The organism is Streptomyces sp. NPDC059743 (genome assembly GCF_042732975.1).
In the GTDB taxonomy this organism is placed as follows: domain Bacteria; phylum Actinomycetota; class Actinomycetes; order Streptomycetales; family Streptomycetaceae; genus Streptomyces.
Genome location: NZ_JBHWGS010000002.1, coordinates 521,137 through 537,329 on the forward strand (window position 1 = coordinate 521,137; position 16,193 = coordinate 537,329).

A 16,193-nucleotide genomic window follows, 5' to 3' on the forward strand; every position below is an offset into this window, starting at 1 on the left:
CGTGGAGGCTGATAACGCGGTTTTCTCTTCGTAGACGCCGATCACACGAAGACGGGGGCCAAGGTGACCACAGTGACAGACCACAGAGCCGGCAGCACAGACGAAAACGCGCACACCGAGGCCATGGCCCACGATGCCACCTCCATAGCCGTGGACTTCGACGCGATCGCCTTCGACGCCGATCGCGCCCTGGCTCCCCATCGTCTGATGCCTCCGCCGCAGGAGATCGCCGACCTCACCGAGCGGCTCATCGCCCATGGAGCGCGGCTCGTGGGCGTGGTCGAAAGCGTGCCCGAGGCCGAGCACACGGTGCGGGCGAAGGGCGCGCTCAAGGACTGGTACGACCTGACGGAGAGCGGGCCGGGCGACGGGGCCATGGCCAACTGGGTCCATATGCGGGCCATGGCACGGATGTGCCGCACATTCATGGACTATCTGCGTGAGCGCGAAGGACGAGGCCGACCATGACGCCCGAAGCGAAACATCAGACGTGGTTCGTCGTCGCGGTCTGCACGCTCGGGCTCACGATCGCCCTGGCCGTGGGACTACGTCTATGACCACCCGAGATGAGTACGGTCCGATGAATACGTGAGCTGACAACCACAATCGAACACACGGCGGACTACCCGGGCACCATGGGCAGTTCGCTCACACTGTTGTCCACGAAACTCCGCCACACCAGCGTCCAAACCGGCGTCGGCGTAGGTGTTGGCGGTGGTACCCGGGCCGGGACCGAGGTCGAGATCGGCGTTGGCTTCGGCACCGGGATCGGCCGCGGTGCCCTCCTCCGCGCGTAGATCAACCACACCGCCGCGCCCGGCGGGCGCTCTGTCCGGAATCCGCGCCTCACGCGGCGCTGTGAAGTGCTCGGCGCCCTTGGCGACATCCGGGCGGCCGGTGAACTCCTTGAGCGCCTCGTGCCCGAGCGCCGCCATGGCCGGCGCCTCGCCGGGAAGCACGACGCGGGCCGTGGCTTCCTGTGTCAGCAGGGCGGCATGGGCGGCCTGGGGGAAGCCGCTCATCGGATCCGTCCGGTGTGACATGAGCATGGAGACCTCCTTCCGGGCGAGCGTCGCGGTCGATGCGTCCTGCGATCCTATGTGCGATCGGACCGCTTCGGACAGTAGTTGTTCGGCCTCTGGCGAATGGTCGCCGCGCACTATCCCGGAACGATTTGGGTCGGTACCGTCCTTTCGGTGGGGTTGGGGACCGGGGGGTCGAAATGACTGACGTACGTAGTGCTGCGCGCCATCGGGCGCGTATCCGAATTGCCGCGCCGGCAGATCTTGACGAGACCGAGATCGACGCATGGCGCGCGTTACGGGCCCTGTCCGGCGCGCCTGCCAGCCCGTTCATGGAGCCGGAGTTCACGCGCGCTGTCGGCCGTGTACGGCCCGGCGCCCGGGTGGCGGTGGTGCGGGAGGAGCTGTACGAATACGGCGCCGGAGGCGAGGGAAGCGGCGGGGGCCGGGCCGGCGCCGGTGGCCGGTATGGCGAGCCCGTCGGCTTCTTCCCTTACGAGACAGGGCCGTTGGGGCATGGCAGGGCCATCGGCCTCGGTGTGTCCGATGTGCAGGGAGGCGTGTTCCGCAGCGGCCTGCGGCTGTCGCCGACCGGTCTGCTGAAGGCCTGCGCGCTCTCCGCCTGGGAGTTCGACAATCTGGAGCCGGGACAGGAGCTGTTCGTTCCGGCTGCGGCCGAGGAGTTCGAGTCCCCGGTCATCGATGTCCGTGAGGGATACGAGGCGTACGAGACGGGCCTGCGCGCGCGGTCGCCCAAGTTCTTCAGGACGACGGCCGCGAAGGAGCGCAGACTCGGCCGCCAGGCGGGCGAGGTCCGCTTCGTCTTCGACGAACGCGATCCGGCGGCCCTGCGCACGCTCATGGAGTGGAAGTCCGCGCAGTACCGCAGGACGGGCCGCCGTGACCGTTTCGCCAAGGAGTGGATCCGCGCGCTCGTACGGCAGTTGGCCGAGACCCGTGCGCCGGGCTGCTCCGGTGTGCTCTCCGTGCTCTATGTCGCGGACCGGCCGGTCGCCGCTCACTTCGGGCTGCGCTCGCGCACGGTGCTGGCCTGCTGGTTCCCGGCGTACGATCCGGCGTTCGCCAAGTACTCACCGGGACTGATCCTGCATCTGCGGATGGCCGAGGCCGCCGCGGCGGCCGGGATCCACACGCTCGATCTGGGGCGCGGGGCCGCCGAGTACAAGGACGCGCTCAAGACCGGCGGACTGCGGGTGTACGAGGGCTCCGTGGCGCGGCCGGGCGCGCGGGCGGCTCTCTACTGGCTCAGCCGGGAGCCGTCCCGCAGGGCGCACAGCTTCGTCAGAAGCCGGCCGAGGCTGGCGGGATACGCGCAGCGGACGCTGAGCCGGGTGGGCCGGCTGCGGGAGAAGTGACGGCGGGGGCCGCATCACCGACGGGGGAGCCGATGACATACACGCCCAGCACATCCACATCCACATCTGCGTCTGCGTCTGCGTCTGCGGCGCGCGCGTCCGACGGACGGCCTTCCGAGTTAACGGAGTTGCCGCCCATCGCCGTGGCCGAACTGGATCTCGATCTCGACGGTCCGGACAGCCCGGACGGCCCGGTGCTGTCCTTCGGCCCGGCGCTCGGCGGCCCGCCTCCGGGCGCCGGGGACATCTTCGCGCTCGTACGGCTCCGGGGCCGCCCGGCCGCCACCGTGCTCGGCCATGTCAGGGCGGACGAGGATCCGGCGGAGGTCCTCACGGCCGTCTTCCGCGCGCGGAAGGACCCGTACGAGCCGCCTGCGCCCCCAGAGCCAGCGCCCGCAGAACCCGCGCGGCCCGCGACCGCGCTCGCCGCGCCTCCTCGTACCACCGTCGTCGTCGCCACCCGCGAGCGCGCCGGACAGCTCGCCCGTGCGCTCGACTCGCTTCTCGCGCAGGACCATCCGGATTTCCGTGTCCTCGTCGTGGACAACGCTCCTGTCACGACCGCCACGCGCGATCTTGTCGTGTCCCGTTACGCCGGCCGCGTCGACTACGTCCAGGAGCCGTGTCCCGGTCTGGCCGTCGCGCACAACTGCGGTGTCGCCGCCGCCGACGGCATGGTCATCGCCTTCACCGACGACGATGTGATCGCCGATCCGCACTGGCTCACCGCGCTCACCACGCCCTTCGCGGCCGATCCCGGCCTCGGCTGTGTCACCGGACTGATCCTCCCCGCCCGGCTGACCACCTCCGCGCAGATCCTGCTGGAGAGCCACGGCGGCTTCGCCAAGGGCTTCGAGCCCCGGCTGTACGATCCGGCAAGTCCACCCGCCGACGAGCCGCTGTTCCCGTTCACCGCGGGCAGCTTCGGGTCCGGCGCCAATATGGCGTTCCGTGCCGAGGCGCTACGGGCCGTGGGCGGCTTCGATCCCGCCACCGGCACCGGCACTCCCGCCAAGGGCGGCGACGACCTCTACGCCTTCGTAAGGATCCTGGCCGCCGGGCACCGACTGCGTTACGCGCCGGAGGCGCTCGTCTGGCACCACCACCGCGAGACCTGGCAGGACCTGCGGAACCAGGCGTACGGATATGGCGCGGGCCTGACCGCCTATCTCACCGCGATCCTGGTCCGCCGTCCGGCACTGTTGCCCGCGCTGCTCGCCAAGCTGCCGCGCGGTCTCGCCCACGCCCGCGCGATCACGGCGCACCGCCCGGATCCGGCCGGGGAGCCGGCGCCCGGGACCCATGGCGCGCGGGCCCATCCCTGGCCGCGCGATCTCTCCCGGCTGGAGCGCCGAGGGATGCTGTACGGCCCGCTCGGCTATTTGAAGGCGCGCGTACGGGTACGCCGTCAGGCGCGCGGTGCGGCACTCGGCGAGGCACGGATCCACCGTCGCGCAGTCCGGAGGCGGTCATGAGCGACAGTCCGCCGGCGCCCATTCCGGTCCTTCTCTATCACGCCGTGATGGACGATCCGCCTGCCTGGATCGCCGAATTCACCGTCACACCAAGGGACTTCGCCGCCCATCTGGACGCCGTCCTCGCCAGCGGCCGTACTCCCGTCACGATCAGCACCCTCACCGGCCGTGCGAGGGCGACGGCGGGGGCGGAGGCGGGGGCGGCGGCCGAGGTGCCCGTACCGGCGCGGCCCGTCGTGCTCACCTTTGACGACGGCTTCGCCGATCTCCCGGGACCGACGGCCGAGGCGCTCGCCGTCCGGTCGCTGCCCGCCACTGCGTATCTGACCACCGGAGCGATCACGCCGGGCCTGACCAGCCTGCTGCCGCCCGCGCCGATGATGACGCTCGCCCAGGCACCGGCGCTGGAGCGGTACGGCATGGAGGTGGGCGCCCACACCGTCACCCATGCCCAGCTCGACACTCTCCGCCCTGCCGACCTCCACCGTGAACTGCGCGACGCGAAAGGCGCGTTGGAGGACACACTCGGCCATGAGGTCGCGCATCTCGCCTATCCGCACGGCTACAACAGCCGCGCCGTGCGCCGGGCCGCCGCGCGCGCCGGATACGCCTCCGCCGTCGCCGTACGCCATGCGCACAGCTCGGACCGGGACGAGACGTACCGCATCTCCCGGCTCATCGTGCGCCGTACGCACACCGCGGCGGACGTGGCGTCCTGGATGGCGGGCGGCGCGGCCGACGGCGAGCGGGCCAGGACCGCGCCCTTCCCCGACTCACCGCGCACGCTGGGATGGCGGCTGTACCGAGGCGCGAGGGCCCGGATACGGGGGCCCGAGTTCGCCGGTTAGAACCGAAACAAACGCGTTGAGAGTTCCTATACTTCGCTTCAGGGACAGCGGCGTGACGGCCGCGACCACATCTGTGGGGGGAGTCGCACTGTGCAGCAGCCTGTGCCCACGCCGGTCGAGGGGAGCAGCGAGCCACCGCCCGAGCCCGAGACCGATCCGGCGCCCGGTCCCACAGCCGAGTCCGCGCGTACGCCCATGCCCGAGACCGCGCCCGCGCCCGCCTCGGACGCTCCGTCGGACGCCCAGGCACAGAAGCCCGTTCCCTCACGCCTTCCCTCACGCCGTCGTGGACCGGGCCGCCCGAAGGCGGCCCTGCTCCGTCCTCAACTGCTCCTGACCTGGCTGCCGTTGGTGGTCGCTGCGGCCCTGTGGAGCTGGTCGTTACCTCGGATCGACTTCCACGGCATGGGCGACTTCGGGCTTCTCGACCGGTTCCCGATCGCCTTCTACGCCGCACTGCTGGTGCTCACGGCCGGCTTTCTGGTCAGTCTGCGCCGCGCGGGCACCGCTCCTTGGTGGCCGCTGACCTACTGCGTCACTCTGCTCGTGGCGCTCAAGGCACCGCCCGCCCTGCTCTACGACTCGGTCCGCTATGCCTGGGCGTCCAAGCACGATGCCGTGATAGCCCGGCTGCTGGCCGAAGGGACCGTACATCCCACCGTTGAACTCTCCGGCGGTATGTCCGCGTACGACCAGTGGCCCGGCTTCTTCTCGCTCAACGCAGCGCTGGTCCGTGCCTTCGGCGTGGAGGGCGCGGCGGTGTACACCAACTGGGCGCCCGTCGCGTTCGGTCTGCTGACGATGCCGGTCCTGGTGCTGATCTACCGCACCTTCAGCGACGACTGGCGTCTGGTGTGGACCGCGGTCTGGATCTTCCAGCTCGCCAACTGGGTCGGACAGGACTATCTCTCGCCGCAGGGTTTCGCCTATCTGCTCTTCCTGACCGTGTTCGCCGTGGTCGTACGGCATTTCGTACGGCCGGGATCCGCCGGGCGGCTGCGCGACCGGTCGTCTCTCGATCCGGCCGCGGCCTCCGCACCACCGCCCACCGGCCTTCGGCAGCGGGCGATCGGTGTGGCGCTGCTCGCTCCGCTCCTCGCGGCCGTCAACGCCTCGCACCAGCTCACTCCGGTCATGCTCGGGATGACGCTGATGGCCCTCTGTCTCACCCGGCGCTACCGCAATCTCGGGCTGCTCGTGGTCACCGGCGTCATCATGCTCGTCTGGGATCTGACGATGGGCCGCGTGCTGTTCCTGGACACGCTCGGCACACTGCGCGACACGGCCGGCGATCTGCTGAGCAACTCCCGTGCCGGGTTCGCCGGTGAACCGACCGGTCCCGGGCCCGAGCTGGTCGGTAACGCCAACATCCTGATGGTGGCCGTGCTCGGCGTACTGGCCGCCGTGGCCGTGCTGCTGCGGCGCGCGCTGACCAGGAGCGCCCTGCCGCTGCTGCTGGCCGCCGCCGCGCCCGTACCGCTCTTCGCCGTCAACGACTACGGCGGCGAAATGCTCTTCCGCGTCTATCTGTTCGGGCTGCCCGGCACGGCGTTCTTCGCCGCGGCGGCCCTGGTCCCCGCCGTCGCCGGGACCGGCAGGGCACGGCGGCTGGCTCGCGGGACCGGCGCGGTGGCGCTGCCCGTGGCGCTGGTCGCCCTGCTGGCGGGCTTCCTGCCGTCGTACTACGGCAAGGAGGCCATGCAGTACGCGCCTCCGGCGGAGACCGCGCTGGTCGGACGGGCCTACGACCGTGCTCCGGACGGTGCGCTGATCCTGGCCACCACCGGTTCGTTCGCCGGTGCCTACTACCGCTACGACCACTATGAGCGCTGGTTCTTCACCGAACAGGAAGTGCCGGAGAACCTGAAGATGCTCAGGGATCCGGCCGGATATCTCGACGCGGGCATTCCGGACGGGCGGCCGGCCTATGTCATCCTCACGCGGACCCAGGAGAGGGCCACGGCAGGCGAGGGATATCTGCCGCCCGGCGGCTTCGCCCGGATGAGCGCGGCGCTGAAGGCCTCGCCGCTGTTCCGGGTGGTCGAGGAGAACGAGCACGGGCTCGTACTTGAGCACATACCGGATCCCACCGAGACCGCCGCCACCACCACGGCTACGGCTACGGCTGACCGATGACGCACGAGGAGGAGGCAGTCGCCGTGACGGACACGGAGAACGTGACGGACACCGAGAAGCCGGCCGACTCGCGGGCTCCGGCCGCCGACAAGAGACAAGAACCGGACCAGGCAGAAGAACCAGCGCAGACGCAAGAACCGGACCAGGCACAGGAACCCATCCGTACCCGGACACCACGACGGCTCCCTGCGCAGCCATGGCTCAGAGCTGCCCTCGCCCTTTCCGGATGGGTCGCGCTCGCGGCCACGGCCCTGCCCGGCGGCTCCCCGCTGCGCTGGCTGCCTGTCCTGCTCTTCGTCACCTTCGGTCCCGGATTCGCGCTGCTCCTGCCCAGGCCCGCCGCGCACACCCTGTCCGGCGCCCGGCTGGAGACGGTGGCACTCGCCGCGCCCTTGAGCCTGTCCCTCGCCGCGCTCACCGCGACCGCGCTCTTTCTGGTGGAGGGCTACTCGGTCACGCTCTTCCTGGCCTCGCTCGCCGCCTTCTGTACGGTCGTCGCGCCGCTGCCCGCCGTACCGCTGCCCGCAGCGACCCGGGAGGCCGCGAGCCTACGGGCCGCCGAGCGTCTCAAACCGGGCCCTTGGAGGGGCCGGTGACCGGCATACCGGCACGGCGCCGGACCGAGGAGGGCTCGCGCCGCCGAGCCAAGGGCGGGCGGCGGTCCACCGGTATCGCGCTCGTCCTGGCCGCCGCAGGCGCGCTGCTCGTCGGTCTCGGTATCGGAGCCACGGGACCGGGAGCGCCCGGCGGCAGGGACGACTCGGCCGACGGACCGTGCGCGGCGGGCCCGTTGCTGGAGCCGCCCTGCGGCGCCTGGTGGGGCGCGTATGTGCCGTACGCGGAGAACGGTTCGCTCAAGGACGCGGTGTACGGCTTCGAGAAGAAGATCGGCCGCAAGCTGGATCTCGTCTACAACTACCACGACATGTCCAACACCGCCCGCGACGGTGTGCTGCTCACGCCCGACGAACGCGAGCTGGGCCGGGACCGGATGCTGATGCTGGCCTGGGAGTCCACCGTATGGACCGAGCCGCACCACAAGAACTGGACCGAGACCCAGCTCGGCTGGCGCAATGTCGCCGCCGGGAAGTTCGACGAGGAGATCATCGATCCGCAGGCCCGCCGTCTCAAGGCGTACGGCAAGCGCGTCTTCTTCTCCTTCGACCAGGAGACCGACTTCCGCACTCCGGACGCGGGCACGCCCGAGGAGTTCATCGCCGCATACCGCCATATCCACGACCGGTTCGAGAAGCTCGGTGTGGACAATGTGGTGTGGGTGTGGACGGTCTCCGGCTATCTGGGCAACGCCGAGCTGATGAAGTCGCTCTATCCGGGCGACGAGTACGTGGACTGGATCGGCATGGACCAGTACAACTACTTCGCCTGCCATGACTCACCGAACTGGCTGGACTTCGAGCGCAGCCAGCGGCCGTCCTACGAGTGGCTGCGCGCGAATGTGTCCGACCGTAAGCCGGTCATGCTCGCCGAGTTCAGTACGGCGCCCGATCCCGCCCGTCCCGGCCGGCAGCGCGGCTGGTACGAGAAGATCCCGGAGGTCGTGCCGACGCTTCCCAGGGTGCGGGCGCTGGTGCACTGGAACCGTCCCGTACCGGGCCGGCACTGCGATCTCACCGTCAACAAAGGCCCGGCGCTGGAGGGCTATCGCGAAGCGGGCCGTGATCCGTACTTCCGCCAGCCCGTTCCCGCACGGTGACGGTGACGGTGGCGGCGTACGGCGAGGGCCACCGCCGTCACTCCGCACAGCCCGCACAGCCCTGCCGTCATGGGCAGCGCGACCGTCGCGAACGGGTGCTGCGCCGCCCAGCCCGTCACGGCGAGCACCCACACCACGCTCGCCGTGACGCGTCCGTCCGTACGCAGTGCCCACAGCGTGAGGGCGGTCAGCACCAGGCAGAGCAGTTGCAGGGCGATGGGCAGGGCCCGCAGCGCCGCGTCGGGAAGGTCCGCGACGGCACCGTGCCAGAGACCTGACGCCCGGTCGGGCGGTATGCCCAGCAGCGGAGGCGCGGAGTGCAACGCGGCGAAAGTGGTCAGCGGTCCCAGCGCGAGCAGCACCGGGCCCGGCCGGTCGAGCGAGACGGTGGCGCACTGGACGACGATCAGCAGGATGCCCGCGATCAGGGTGAACGGCGGCAGCACATCGAGGAGTTGGGCACCGGTGAGCCGATCGAGGCCGATGTCCTCGGCCCGTGCGAGCGGCGACCAGAACAGTCCGCCCGCGATCCCGAGCAGCAGCCACAGCAGACTGACCGTACGGCTCTCGTCGACGGGCGCGGATACGGCCGCGGGCGCGGGCGACGGAACGGATATCGGAAGGCCGACGGCCGGAGTCGCGGTGTCGTGGACACCGCGCAGATAGGCCGTGCGCTCCGCCCAGGTCGTGCCGTACTCCGCCCGCTCCCGCGACGCTTCCTCGGCCGTGTCCCGACGGCGCCGGGCGGCCCTGCGAGCCCACTCGGTGCCGTACTCGTCTGCGCCTGCGTCTAGCCCTGCCGCCCTCTGTTCCTGCCCTCGCACGCCCCCGCGCTCCCGTCCCGTACGGTGGCCGTCCCGCAGCGCCGCCCGCAGTCCCGGCGCCGCCACCAGCGCGACCAGCGTCATGGACAGCAGCATCGCCAGCCCCGCGCCCGAGATCCCGGCCGGGCCGAGCAGGAACAGCGCGCTGCCCAGGACGAGTGCGCACATGGCGCCCTGGAGCGCGGCGAGCATGCCCGTACGGCCCTGGACCCGCAGTACGCCGATGTACAGCTCCACGACGACCCGGGGCAGGGCGGCGGCGGCCAGCAGCCGTAGCACGGTCGTGCCGTTGCGCGCGTAGTCGTCGCCGAAGGGCGCGAGGACCTGCGGCGCGAACAGCACCAGCACCAGCACCACGGGCACCAGCAGGAACGTCATCCGGCGCAGCGCTCCTCGTACGCCCTCGGCGAGCCGGTCCGGGCTGTGCGAGGCGTGCGCGGTGAGCGAGGAGGCCATGTTGATGGCCATGAACTCCATCGTGCCGCCCACGGTGTAGGCCGTGTAGAAGAAGGCGTTGTGCGCGGCGTCGAAGCGGACCGCGACCATCACCGGCAGCAGATTGATCATTGCCAGACTGAACAGCGCCCCGACCGAGTCACCGGCCAGGAACCGTCCGATGTCGGCCGGCCGCGGCGGCTCGCGGTCCCGGTCGGCCGCCGCCTGCCGAGGGATGAGCCTGCGGAAGACCAGCCAGCCGAGCGGCAGTACGGACAGGGCGATGGCCGCTGCCCAGGAGACGAAGACTCCGAGTACGGGCAGCGCGCCGGCGAACACGGCGAGCAGCAGCAGCTTGCCGATGGAGAAGACGGCGTTGCCGACGGGTACCCAGAAGGCCTTGCGCAGCCCGGTCAGCACACCGTCCTGGAGCGTGAGCAGCGCCCAGGCGACACAGGAGGCGGTGAAGACGAGGCCCGCCATGACGCCGTCGAGCGGTGCGTAGGACGGGCCCCACAGATCGAGCGTCAGCAGAAACACCACGCAGGCGACACACACGACCAATGAGCTGATGGTGTAGGCCCGCCACACCAGCGGCCCGGTGGCCCGGCCGGCGCGCGGCACATAGCGCACCACCGCGCCAATCATGGTGGTGGCGGTGATCGAGGCCAGCAGCCGCATGGCGGCGATGGCGGCCGAGCCCTGCCCTACGGCCTCCTCCGTGTAGTAGCGCGCGGCGACCAGCCAGAAGCCGAGGCCCAGGGCGGCGGAGACACCGGTGGAGAGCATCAGGGCATAGGCGTTGCGGAACATCGAGTCGCCGCCGCCGGACTCCGTCTGTGTCCGCTGCGTCTGCTGTGTCCCCGAGGCGCCGGGCGCGGAGTCCGCCTGGCCGGCGGCCGGCTTCCCCAACCGGGCGGTGTCAGCCACCGCCGCCGAACCCTTCGCCGCCGAGCCCTCCTCGTTCCATGGGCCGTTCGTCCGGTTGCTCCACCGGCCGGGCGCCCAGCGCGGTGAGTACAGAGATCACCTGGTCGGCCCGTCGCGGGTCGACCGGCAGCGCGTGCCGCGCGAACCAGGCGGCCGGTCCCGGCGAGGGCGAGGGATCGGTGAAGACCTCGCCCGCGTAGACGTCCAGCGGCGGATCGTAGAGATATCCGGTGGTGACGCGGTGCCGGGCGAGGGCGGCGATCGCCGCGTCCCGGTCCTCGACCAGCAACGGCACCCGGAACAGCGGCTGTACGGGCCTTGCGCCGCCGCCCGGACCGCCGTCGGGGCCGCCGACCGGACCGCCCGAGCGGCTGCCGCTCCAGGGACCACCCGCCCACGGAGTGGCCAGCAGCTTCTCCGTACCGCGCCGGTGGGCGTCGAGCCGTGCGTCCAGGCCGGCGAGGAGCCGTTCCGTACGTCCGAGCCGTACGCGGCCGGGCCGGAGGCGGTAGTCGTGCAGATCGACCCGGATCCAGGGATGAAGCGACGCGAGACCGGCGCCGCCGTCGATCGCGCGCGTCAGCTCGCCGGGCCGCAGCGGCATCCGGATCTCCGCGCGCTCCTCCTGACCGAGCAGCCGCAGCGCCGCGCGCGCCGCCCGTACCAGCCGCAGTCCGCGAACTCCGGCCTCGGCGTACGGACGCAGCGCGTAGGCGAGTTCGGAGGTGAGACGCGCCGGCTCCAGCAACGCGTCCCGGGCCGCGGCCATTTCCGAACGCAACGCCGGATCCGCCACCGTCAGAAACCCACCGGTCTTCGCGCCCACATGTTTGGAAAGGCTGAACACGGACGCGTCGCCGAAGCTCCCGACCGGTTCTCCCGCCACCTCGCTGCCCAGCGCGTGCGCCGCGTCCTCGATCAGCGGAATGCCCAACGCGTCGCACCGGGCGCGCAGTTCGGGCGCCGGATCGGGATTCCCGTACAGATTGGTGGTCAGTACGGCGGACAGCCCGCGCCAGTACGCGTCGGGCACGGCCGCCAGGTCGAGAGATCCGTCCCGCGCGTTCAACGGCGCCTGTACGGGACGGAGTCCGGCCGCGAGCACCACAAAGAAGATCACGTCATCGTTGACCGGCGACATAAGGACGCGTCCACCGGGCGGGCACCAGTGGCGCAGCGCCACATACAACCCCAGACGGCATGAGGGCATGTACACACATTCCCTGCCCAGCCGTTGGCGCATCAGCGCCTCCAGCGTCGCGTACGCCGAAGACGCGCCGTCGTCCGCCGAGTGCCCCGAGTGCCCCGAGTGTCCCGTGCCCGCCGGAAGCACCGAGTGCTCCGGCGGGCAGCCCTCCCCAAGAGCCATTCCGTTCCCCCCTGCCCCCGGCTCAATGTGTCCCATACCGGACGAGCCGTCAATAACGCCGAAGGGCCCGCCCTGTGTGCGGGCGGGCCCTTCCGGCGACGGTGTCGCGACGGCCGTGGCCGCCGCCGGGCGCTACTCGTCCAGCGTCAGGCCCTTTCTGAGCCTGGTGAGCGTGCGCGAGAGCAGCCGGGACACATGCATCTGGGAGATGCCGAGCTCCTCGCCGATCTCCGACTGCGTCATATTGGCGACGAAGCGCAAGGAGAGGATTTTACGGTCCCGTTGCGGAAGGCATGCGATCAGCGGCTTGAGCGACTCGACGTACTCGATGCCTTCGAGCTCGTGGTCCTCGTAACCGATCCGGTCCGCGAGCGAGCCCTCGGTGTCGTTCTCCTCGGGCTGCGCGTCCAGCGAACTCGCGGTGTAGGCGTTGCTCGCCGTCATGCCTTCGACAACCTCGTCCTCGGAGATGCCGAGGCGCCGGGCGAGTTCACCGACGGTGGGCGCGCGGTCGAGCCGCTGCGCCAGTTCGTCGCCCGCTCTGGCGAGGTCGAGGCGGAGTTCCTGGAGTCTTCGCGGGACGCGTACCGACCATGACGTGTCGCGGAAGAAACGCTTGATCTCGCCGACGACGGTCGGCATCGCGAAGGTCGGGAACTCGACACCGCGGCTCAGCTCGAACCGGTCGATGGCCTTGATCAGGCCGATCGTGCCGACCTGGATGATGTCCTCCATCGGTTCGCTGCGGGTGCGGAACCGGCCGGCGGCGAACTTCACCAGGGCGAGATTCAGTTCGACCAGGGTGTTGCGGACGTATGCGTGCTCGTGCGTGCCCTCTTCGAGGGACTCCAGCCGGGCGAAGAGCGTCTTCGACAGGGCCCGTGCGTCCATGGCGCCGACTTCGGCGAAGGGCGGAATCTCGGGCAGATCGGCCAGGCTCTCCGGGACTTCGGGAGCGGTGACCTGATGGGCGGGGGGCGGGGGTGACATGGTCTCCTCCATCGTTCTCGGCATATGGCTGCCGATGCCAGTACGTGTTCGCAGCGGTGTGCGGCGCCTCCAAAGCCGGCCGTGTCGGATGTGTCTCTTCCAGCCCTACCGGTTCACCCTGGATCGTTGCAAGTGTAAATTGTGCTATTTGCCCGCAATGCTGGGGACTTGGAGTACCGGGCTCCGGGTGAAAGGCGTAATGTTCGACCGGCGATGGCATCTGACACACGGCATCTGACAACGGCGAAGAGGACGGGCATGGACCGCCAGACGGTCGGCAGCGTGAATCGGGGCCGGCTTCGGGTCGGGGTTCGGACCGAGGGCCGGAGCGAGATAGTGACCGTGGCCGGTGAGCTGGATCACCACACGGCCGAGCTGTTGCGGGCGCCTCTCGACGACGCGCTCGAACAGGGCCGGGCACGCCTGGTGATCGACTGTTCGCAGCTTGAGTTCTGTGATTCCACCGGGCTCAATGTGCTGCTCGGCGCCCGTCTCAAGGCGGAGGCCGCTGGGGGAGGAGTCCATCTGGTCAGCATGCTGCCGGTCGTGGCGCGTGTCTTCGAGATCACCGGCGCGGACGCGGTGTTCACCGTCCATGGCTCGATGGAAGACGCCCTGACCGACTGACTGAGCCGGCTGAACCGGCTGAACCGGCCGAATGGGCTGAGTTGACCGGGTCGGCTGAGTCGGCTGAGCCCCAGGTGGCTTCCTCCGACTCGCGTTCCGACTGGCGTTCCGACTCGCGCGCCTTTCCGAGAAGTGGGTGTTGTCACGATTCGGAGGGGCAGAAGACCCCGGGGCGGGCCGCACAGGATCCCGCACGCTCTGTATTGATGAACTCGCGAATTGGTGAATCGGTGAGGTGAAGCGCTGATGAGCACCACCCGGCAGCCTCGGCCGGGCGACCTCGGCCCCGAGCCGGACGCCGCGGAAGCGCCTCCCACGCCTTCCGCGCCGTCCGACGAACGGGTGCGGACGCTCGCGCTCTCCGGCGCCAGCGGTGTCGTCCCGCTGTCGCGCGACTTCACCCGCCAGGCGCTCCACGACTGGGGGTGGCTTCCCGCGTCGGCCGCGGACCGGCGGGCGGCGGCGGAGGATGTGCTGCTCGTCGTCTCCGAGCTGGTCACCAACGCCTGTCTGCACGCGGAGGGACCCGAGCGGCTACGGGTCGCCTGCACCGCCAAAGTGCTGCGGCTGGAGGTCACGGACCGCGGTACGGGACAACCGGCGCCGCGCACTCCGCACCGCGCGGGACGGCCCGGCGGGCACGGCATGTTCATCGTCCAGCGGCTCTGTCTCGACTGGGGCGTGATCAGAACGCCGGGCACCCCGGGCAAGACGGTCTGGGCGGAGCTGGCCGCGCCGCCGATGTAACGCGCGTAAACGTATGTAAACGTGCGTAACCGGCATGCATACGACGGTAACAACACACATACGCCGGTCCGCCGCGTCCTCAGTGGATGCCGCCCATCAGCGCCCGTACCTTCCTGCGGTACATGAAGACCGCGCCGCCCGCCGCGACGGCGAGCACCGCCTCCAGGCCCACCACTCCCGCGCGGCTCAGATCGACTCCGGCGATGGAGAGCATCCCGGTGACCGAGTCGCCCGCGGTGACCGCCAGGAACCAGACGCCCATCATCTGGCTCGCGTACTTCACCGGCGCCATCTTCGTCGTCACCGACAGACCCACCGGCGAGACACACAGCTCGCCGACCGTCTGGATCAGATAGATGCCCACCAGCCACATCGGGCTGACCAGAGTGCCGTCGCCCGACATCACCAGCGGGACCAGGAAGAAGAGGAACGAGACGCCGACGAAGAACAGCCCGGCGGCGAACTTCGCGACCGTACTGGGCTCCTGGCCTCTGCGGTTCAGCCAGAGCCAGCACCACGCGGCGACCGGCGCCAGCGCCATGATGAACACCGGATTGAGCGACTGGTACCAGGAGGTCGGGAACGTCAGCCCGAAGAGCTGGTCGGCGGCCTTGGCCGTACCGAACGCCTGGACCGTGGAGCCGCCCTGGTCGTAGATCATCCAGAAGACGGCGGCGGCGACGAAGAACCAGATGTAGCCGGACATCCTGGTCTGCTCGGCCGAGGTCAGCTCCTTGTCGCGCTTGATCCGGATCAGCACTCCGGCCGGGATGACGACTCCGGCGAGCGTCAGCGGGACCATCGCCCAGTTCAAGCTGAAGTGACCGCTGAGGCCGACCACGCCGTAGAACACCGCGGCGACCAGCAGCCAGACCATGCCCTTGCGCAGCCAGGTCGCGCGCTCCTCGCGGGAGAGCGGAGTCGGGACCACGCTGCTGCTTGGGCTGAGATGCCTCGTACCGAGCAGGAACACGAGCAGACCGATGCCCATGCCGACGGCGGCGAGGGCGAAGCCGAGATGCCAGTCGTACTTCTCGCCCACGGTGCCGATGACCAGCGGCGCGAAGAAGGCGCCCATGTTGATGCCCATGTAGAAGACGGTGAAGCCGCCGTCGCGACGCGGGTCGTCGGTGCCCTCGTAGAGGTGGCCGACCATCGTGGAGATGTTCGCCTTCAGCAGCCCCGAGCCCAGCGCCACCAGCGCCAGCCCGGCGAAGAAGGTCTTCGACCCGGGCAGGGCCAGTACGAGATGGCCCGTCATGATCGTGCAGGCCGCGATCGTGACGGTCTTACGCGGGCCCCAGACGCGGTCGCCCAGCCAGCCGCCCGGCAGCGCCAGCAGATAGACCATCGACAGATAGATGGAGTAGACGGCCGTGGTCGTGGCCAGATCCATCCCGAGCCCGCCGGACTGAAGCCCTTTCGACGCGTCGGGGCCGCCGGAGAGCAGATAGATGGTCAGCAGGGCCTTCATGCCGTAGAAGCTGAAGCGCTCCCACATCTCGGTCATGAAGAGAGTGGCCAGTCCGCGAGGGTGGCCGAAGAAGGTCTTCTCCGGGCCCGCCGGCAGGCTGGGCGAGTCCTTCGTCAGGCTGGACGCCATGGGTCGTCGTTCCTTCCGGCACCGCACCGGCGATGGGTCCAGCCACCATACGGCAGGACAGAGTGGTATATGAAGGGACTTGGGATAATGAATCCTA

General features: G+C 70.1%; 14 protein-coding genes. 9 read left to right on the top strand and 5 right to left on the bottom strand.

The window, feature by feature from the left end; genetic code table 11:
* Positions 1-72: 72 nt before the first annotated feature.
* Positions 73-468, top strand: coding sequence for a DUF6415 family natural product biosynthesis protein (locus tag ACFV6H_RS05505; protein ID WP_384785484.1), 396 nt, complete (start codon positions 73-75; stop codon positions 466-468).
* An 83-nt stretch (positions 469-551) separates the two neighbouring features.
* Here ACFV6H_RS05505 and ACFV6H_RS05510 read toward each other — a convergent pair whose 3' ends face one another.
* Positions 552-1,160 (bottom strand): hypothetical protein, encoded by a 609-nt coding sequence (locus ACFV6H_RS05510; RefSeq protein WP_385538842.1) that lies wholly within the window; start codon positions 1,158-1,160, stop codon positions 552-554.
* A gap of 62 nt (positions 1,161-1,222) precedes the next feature.
* On the opposite strand from ACFV6H_RS05510, the gene ACFV6H_RS05515 reads away from it, so the two are divergent.
* The 6 genes from ACFV6H_RS05515 to ACFV6H_RS05540 all read left to right on the top strand — a co-directional run bounded on the left by ACFV6H_RS05515 (position 1,223) and on the right by ACFV6H_RS05540 (position 8,571).
* Complete coding sequence (locus tag ACFV6H_RS05515) at positions 1,223-2,398, top strand: GNAT family N-acetyltransferase (protein ID WP_385538844.1); 1,176 nt, start codon at positions 1,223-1,225, stop codon at positions 2,396-2,398.
* A gap of 137 nt (positions 2,399-2,535) precedes the next feature.
* Entirely contained in the window at positions 2,536-3,873 is a 1,338-nt protein-coding gene (locus ACFV6H_RS05520) for a glycosyltransferase family 2 protein (protein ID WP_385538985.1), read from the top strand.
* Positions 3,870-4,721 carry a polysaccharide deacetylase family protein gene (locus tag ACFV6H_RS05525; protein WP_385538846.1) on the top strand — a complete coding sequence of 284 codons (852 nt, stop codon included), beginning with the start codon at positions 3,870-3,872 and terminating at the stop codon, positions 4,719-4,721. The genes ACFV6H_RS05520 and ACFV6H_RS05525 overlap by 4 nt, the downstream gene beginning before the upstream one ends.
* A 90-nt stretch (positions 4,722-4,811) precedes the next feature.
* The gene (locus tag ACFV6H_RS05530; RefSeq protein ID WP_385538848.1) at positions 4,812-6,857 is read left to right on the top strand and encodes a hypothetical protein; all 2,046 of its coding nucleotides are present in this window, start codon (positions 4,812-4,814) and stop codon (positions 6,855-6,857) included.
* Positions 6,854-7,453, top strand: a complete 600-nt coding sequence (locus ACFV6H_RS05535; RefSeq protein ID WP_385538850.1) for a hypothetical protein — start codon at positions 6,854-6,856, stop codon at positions 7,451-7,453. The genes ACFV6H_RS05530 and ACFV6H_RS05535 overlap by 4 nt, the downstream gene beginning before the upstream one ends.
* A gap of 122 nt (positions 7,454-7,575) precedes the next feature.
* Positions 7,576-8,571, top strand: coding sequence for a glycoside hydrolase family 26 protein (locus tag ACFV6H_RS05540; RefSeq protein WP_385538987.1), 996 nt, complete (start codon positions 7,576-7,578; stop codon positions 8,569-8,571).
* Here ACFV6H_RS05540 and ACFV6H_RS05545 read toward each other — a convergent pair.
* The 3 genes from ACFV6H_RS05545 to ACFV6H_RS05555 all read right to left on the bottom strand — a co-directional run bounded on the left by ACFV6H_RS05545 (position 8,517) and on the right by ACFV6H_RS05555 (position 13,119).
* Positions 8,517-10,760, bottom strand: coding sequence for a lipopolysaccharide biosynthesis protein (locus ACFV6H_RS05545; protein WP_385538852.1), 2,244 nt, complete (start codon positions 10,758-10,760; stop codon positions 8,517-8,519). The two genes, ACFV6H_RS05540 and ACFV6H_RS05545, sit on opposite strands and share 55 nt — an antisense overlap.
* Positions 10,753-12,003 carry a DegT/DnrJ/EryC1/StrS family aminotransferase gene (locus ACFV6H_RS05550; protein ID WP_385538989.1) on the bottom strand — a complete coding sequence of 417 codons (1,251 nt, stop codon included), beginning with the start codon at positions 12,001-12,003 and terminating at the stop codon, positions 10,753-10,755. The genes ACFV6H_RS05545 and ACFV6H_RS05550 overlap by 8 nt, the downstream gene beginning before the upstream one ends.
* A gap of 258 nt (positions 12,004-12,261) precedes the next feature.
* On the bottom strand, positions 12,262-13,119 hold the full coding sequence (locus ACFV6H_RS05555) for an RNA polymerase sigma factor SigF (protein WP_384977514.1): 858 nt from the start codon (positions 13,117-13,119) through the stop codon (positions 12,262-12,264).
* 258 nt (positions 13,120-13,377) lie between these two features.
* Here ACFV6H_RS05555 and ACFV6H_RS05560 point away from each other — a divergent pair, with 258 nt between their 5' ends.
* Positions 13,378-13,746, top strand: coding sequence for an STAS domain-containing protein (locus ACFV6H_RS05560; protein ID WP_384977517.1), 369 nt, complete (start codon positions 13,378-13,380; stop codon positions 13,744-13,746).
* Between the two features lie 246 nt (positions 13,747-13,992).
* Positions 13,993-14,493 carry an ATP-binding protein gene (locus tag ACFV6H_RS05565; RefSeq protein WP_385538855.1) on the top strand — a complete coding sequence of 167 codons (501 nt, stop codon included), beginning with the start codon at positions 13,993-13,995 and terminating at the stop codon, positions 14,491-14,493.
* 79 nt (positions 14,494-14,572) lie between these two features.
* Here the strand turns inward: ACFV6H_RS05565 and ACFV6H_RS05570 are convergent, their stop codons facing one another.
* Positions 14,573-16,096 (bottom strand): peptide MFS transporter, encoded by a 1,524-nt coding sequence (locus ACFV6H_RS05570; RefSeq protein ID WP_385538857.1) that lies wholly within the window; start codon positions 16,094-16,096, stop codon positions 14,573-14,575.
* Positions 16,097-16,193 lie beyond the last annotated feature (97 nt).

Bases quoted from the DNA above. Each gene is read 5' to 3' on its own strand.
- ACFV6H_RS05525 (WP_385538846.1), top strand. From the start codon at position 3,870: ATGAGCGACAGTCCGCCGGCGCCCATTCCGGTCCTTCTCTATCACGCC.
- ACFV6H_RS05555 (WP_384977514.1), bottom strand. From the start codon at position 13,119: ATGTCACCCCCGCCCCCCGCCCATCAGGTCACCGCTCCCGAAGTCCCG.
- ACFV6H_RS05535 (WP_385538850.1), top strand. From the start codon at position 6,854: ATGACGCACGAGGAGGAGGCAGTCGCCGTGACGGACACGGAGAACGTG.
- ACFV6H_RS05515 (WP_385538844.1), top strand. From the start codon at position 1,223: ATGACTGACGTACGTAGTGCTGCGCGCCATCGGGCGCGTATCCGAATT.
- ACFV6H_RS05560 (WP_384977517.1), top strand. From the start codon at position 13,378: ATGGACCGCCAGACGGTCGGCAGCGTGAATCGGGGCCGGCTTCGGGTC.
- ACFV6H_RS05570 (WP_385538857.1), bottom strand. From the start codon at position 16,096: ATGGCGTCCAGCCTGACGAAGGACTCGCCCAGCCTGCCGGCGGGCCCG.
- ACFV6H_RS05550 (WP_385538989.1), bottom strand. From the start codon at position 12,003: ATGCGCCAACGGCTGGGCAGGGAATGTGTGTACATGCCCTCATGCCGT.
- ACFV6H_RS05565 (WP_385538855.1), top strand. From the start codon at position 13,993: ATGAGCACCACCCGGCAGCCTCGGCCGGGCGACCTCGGCCCCGAGCCG.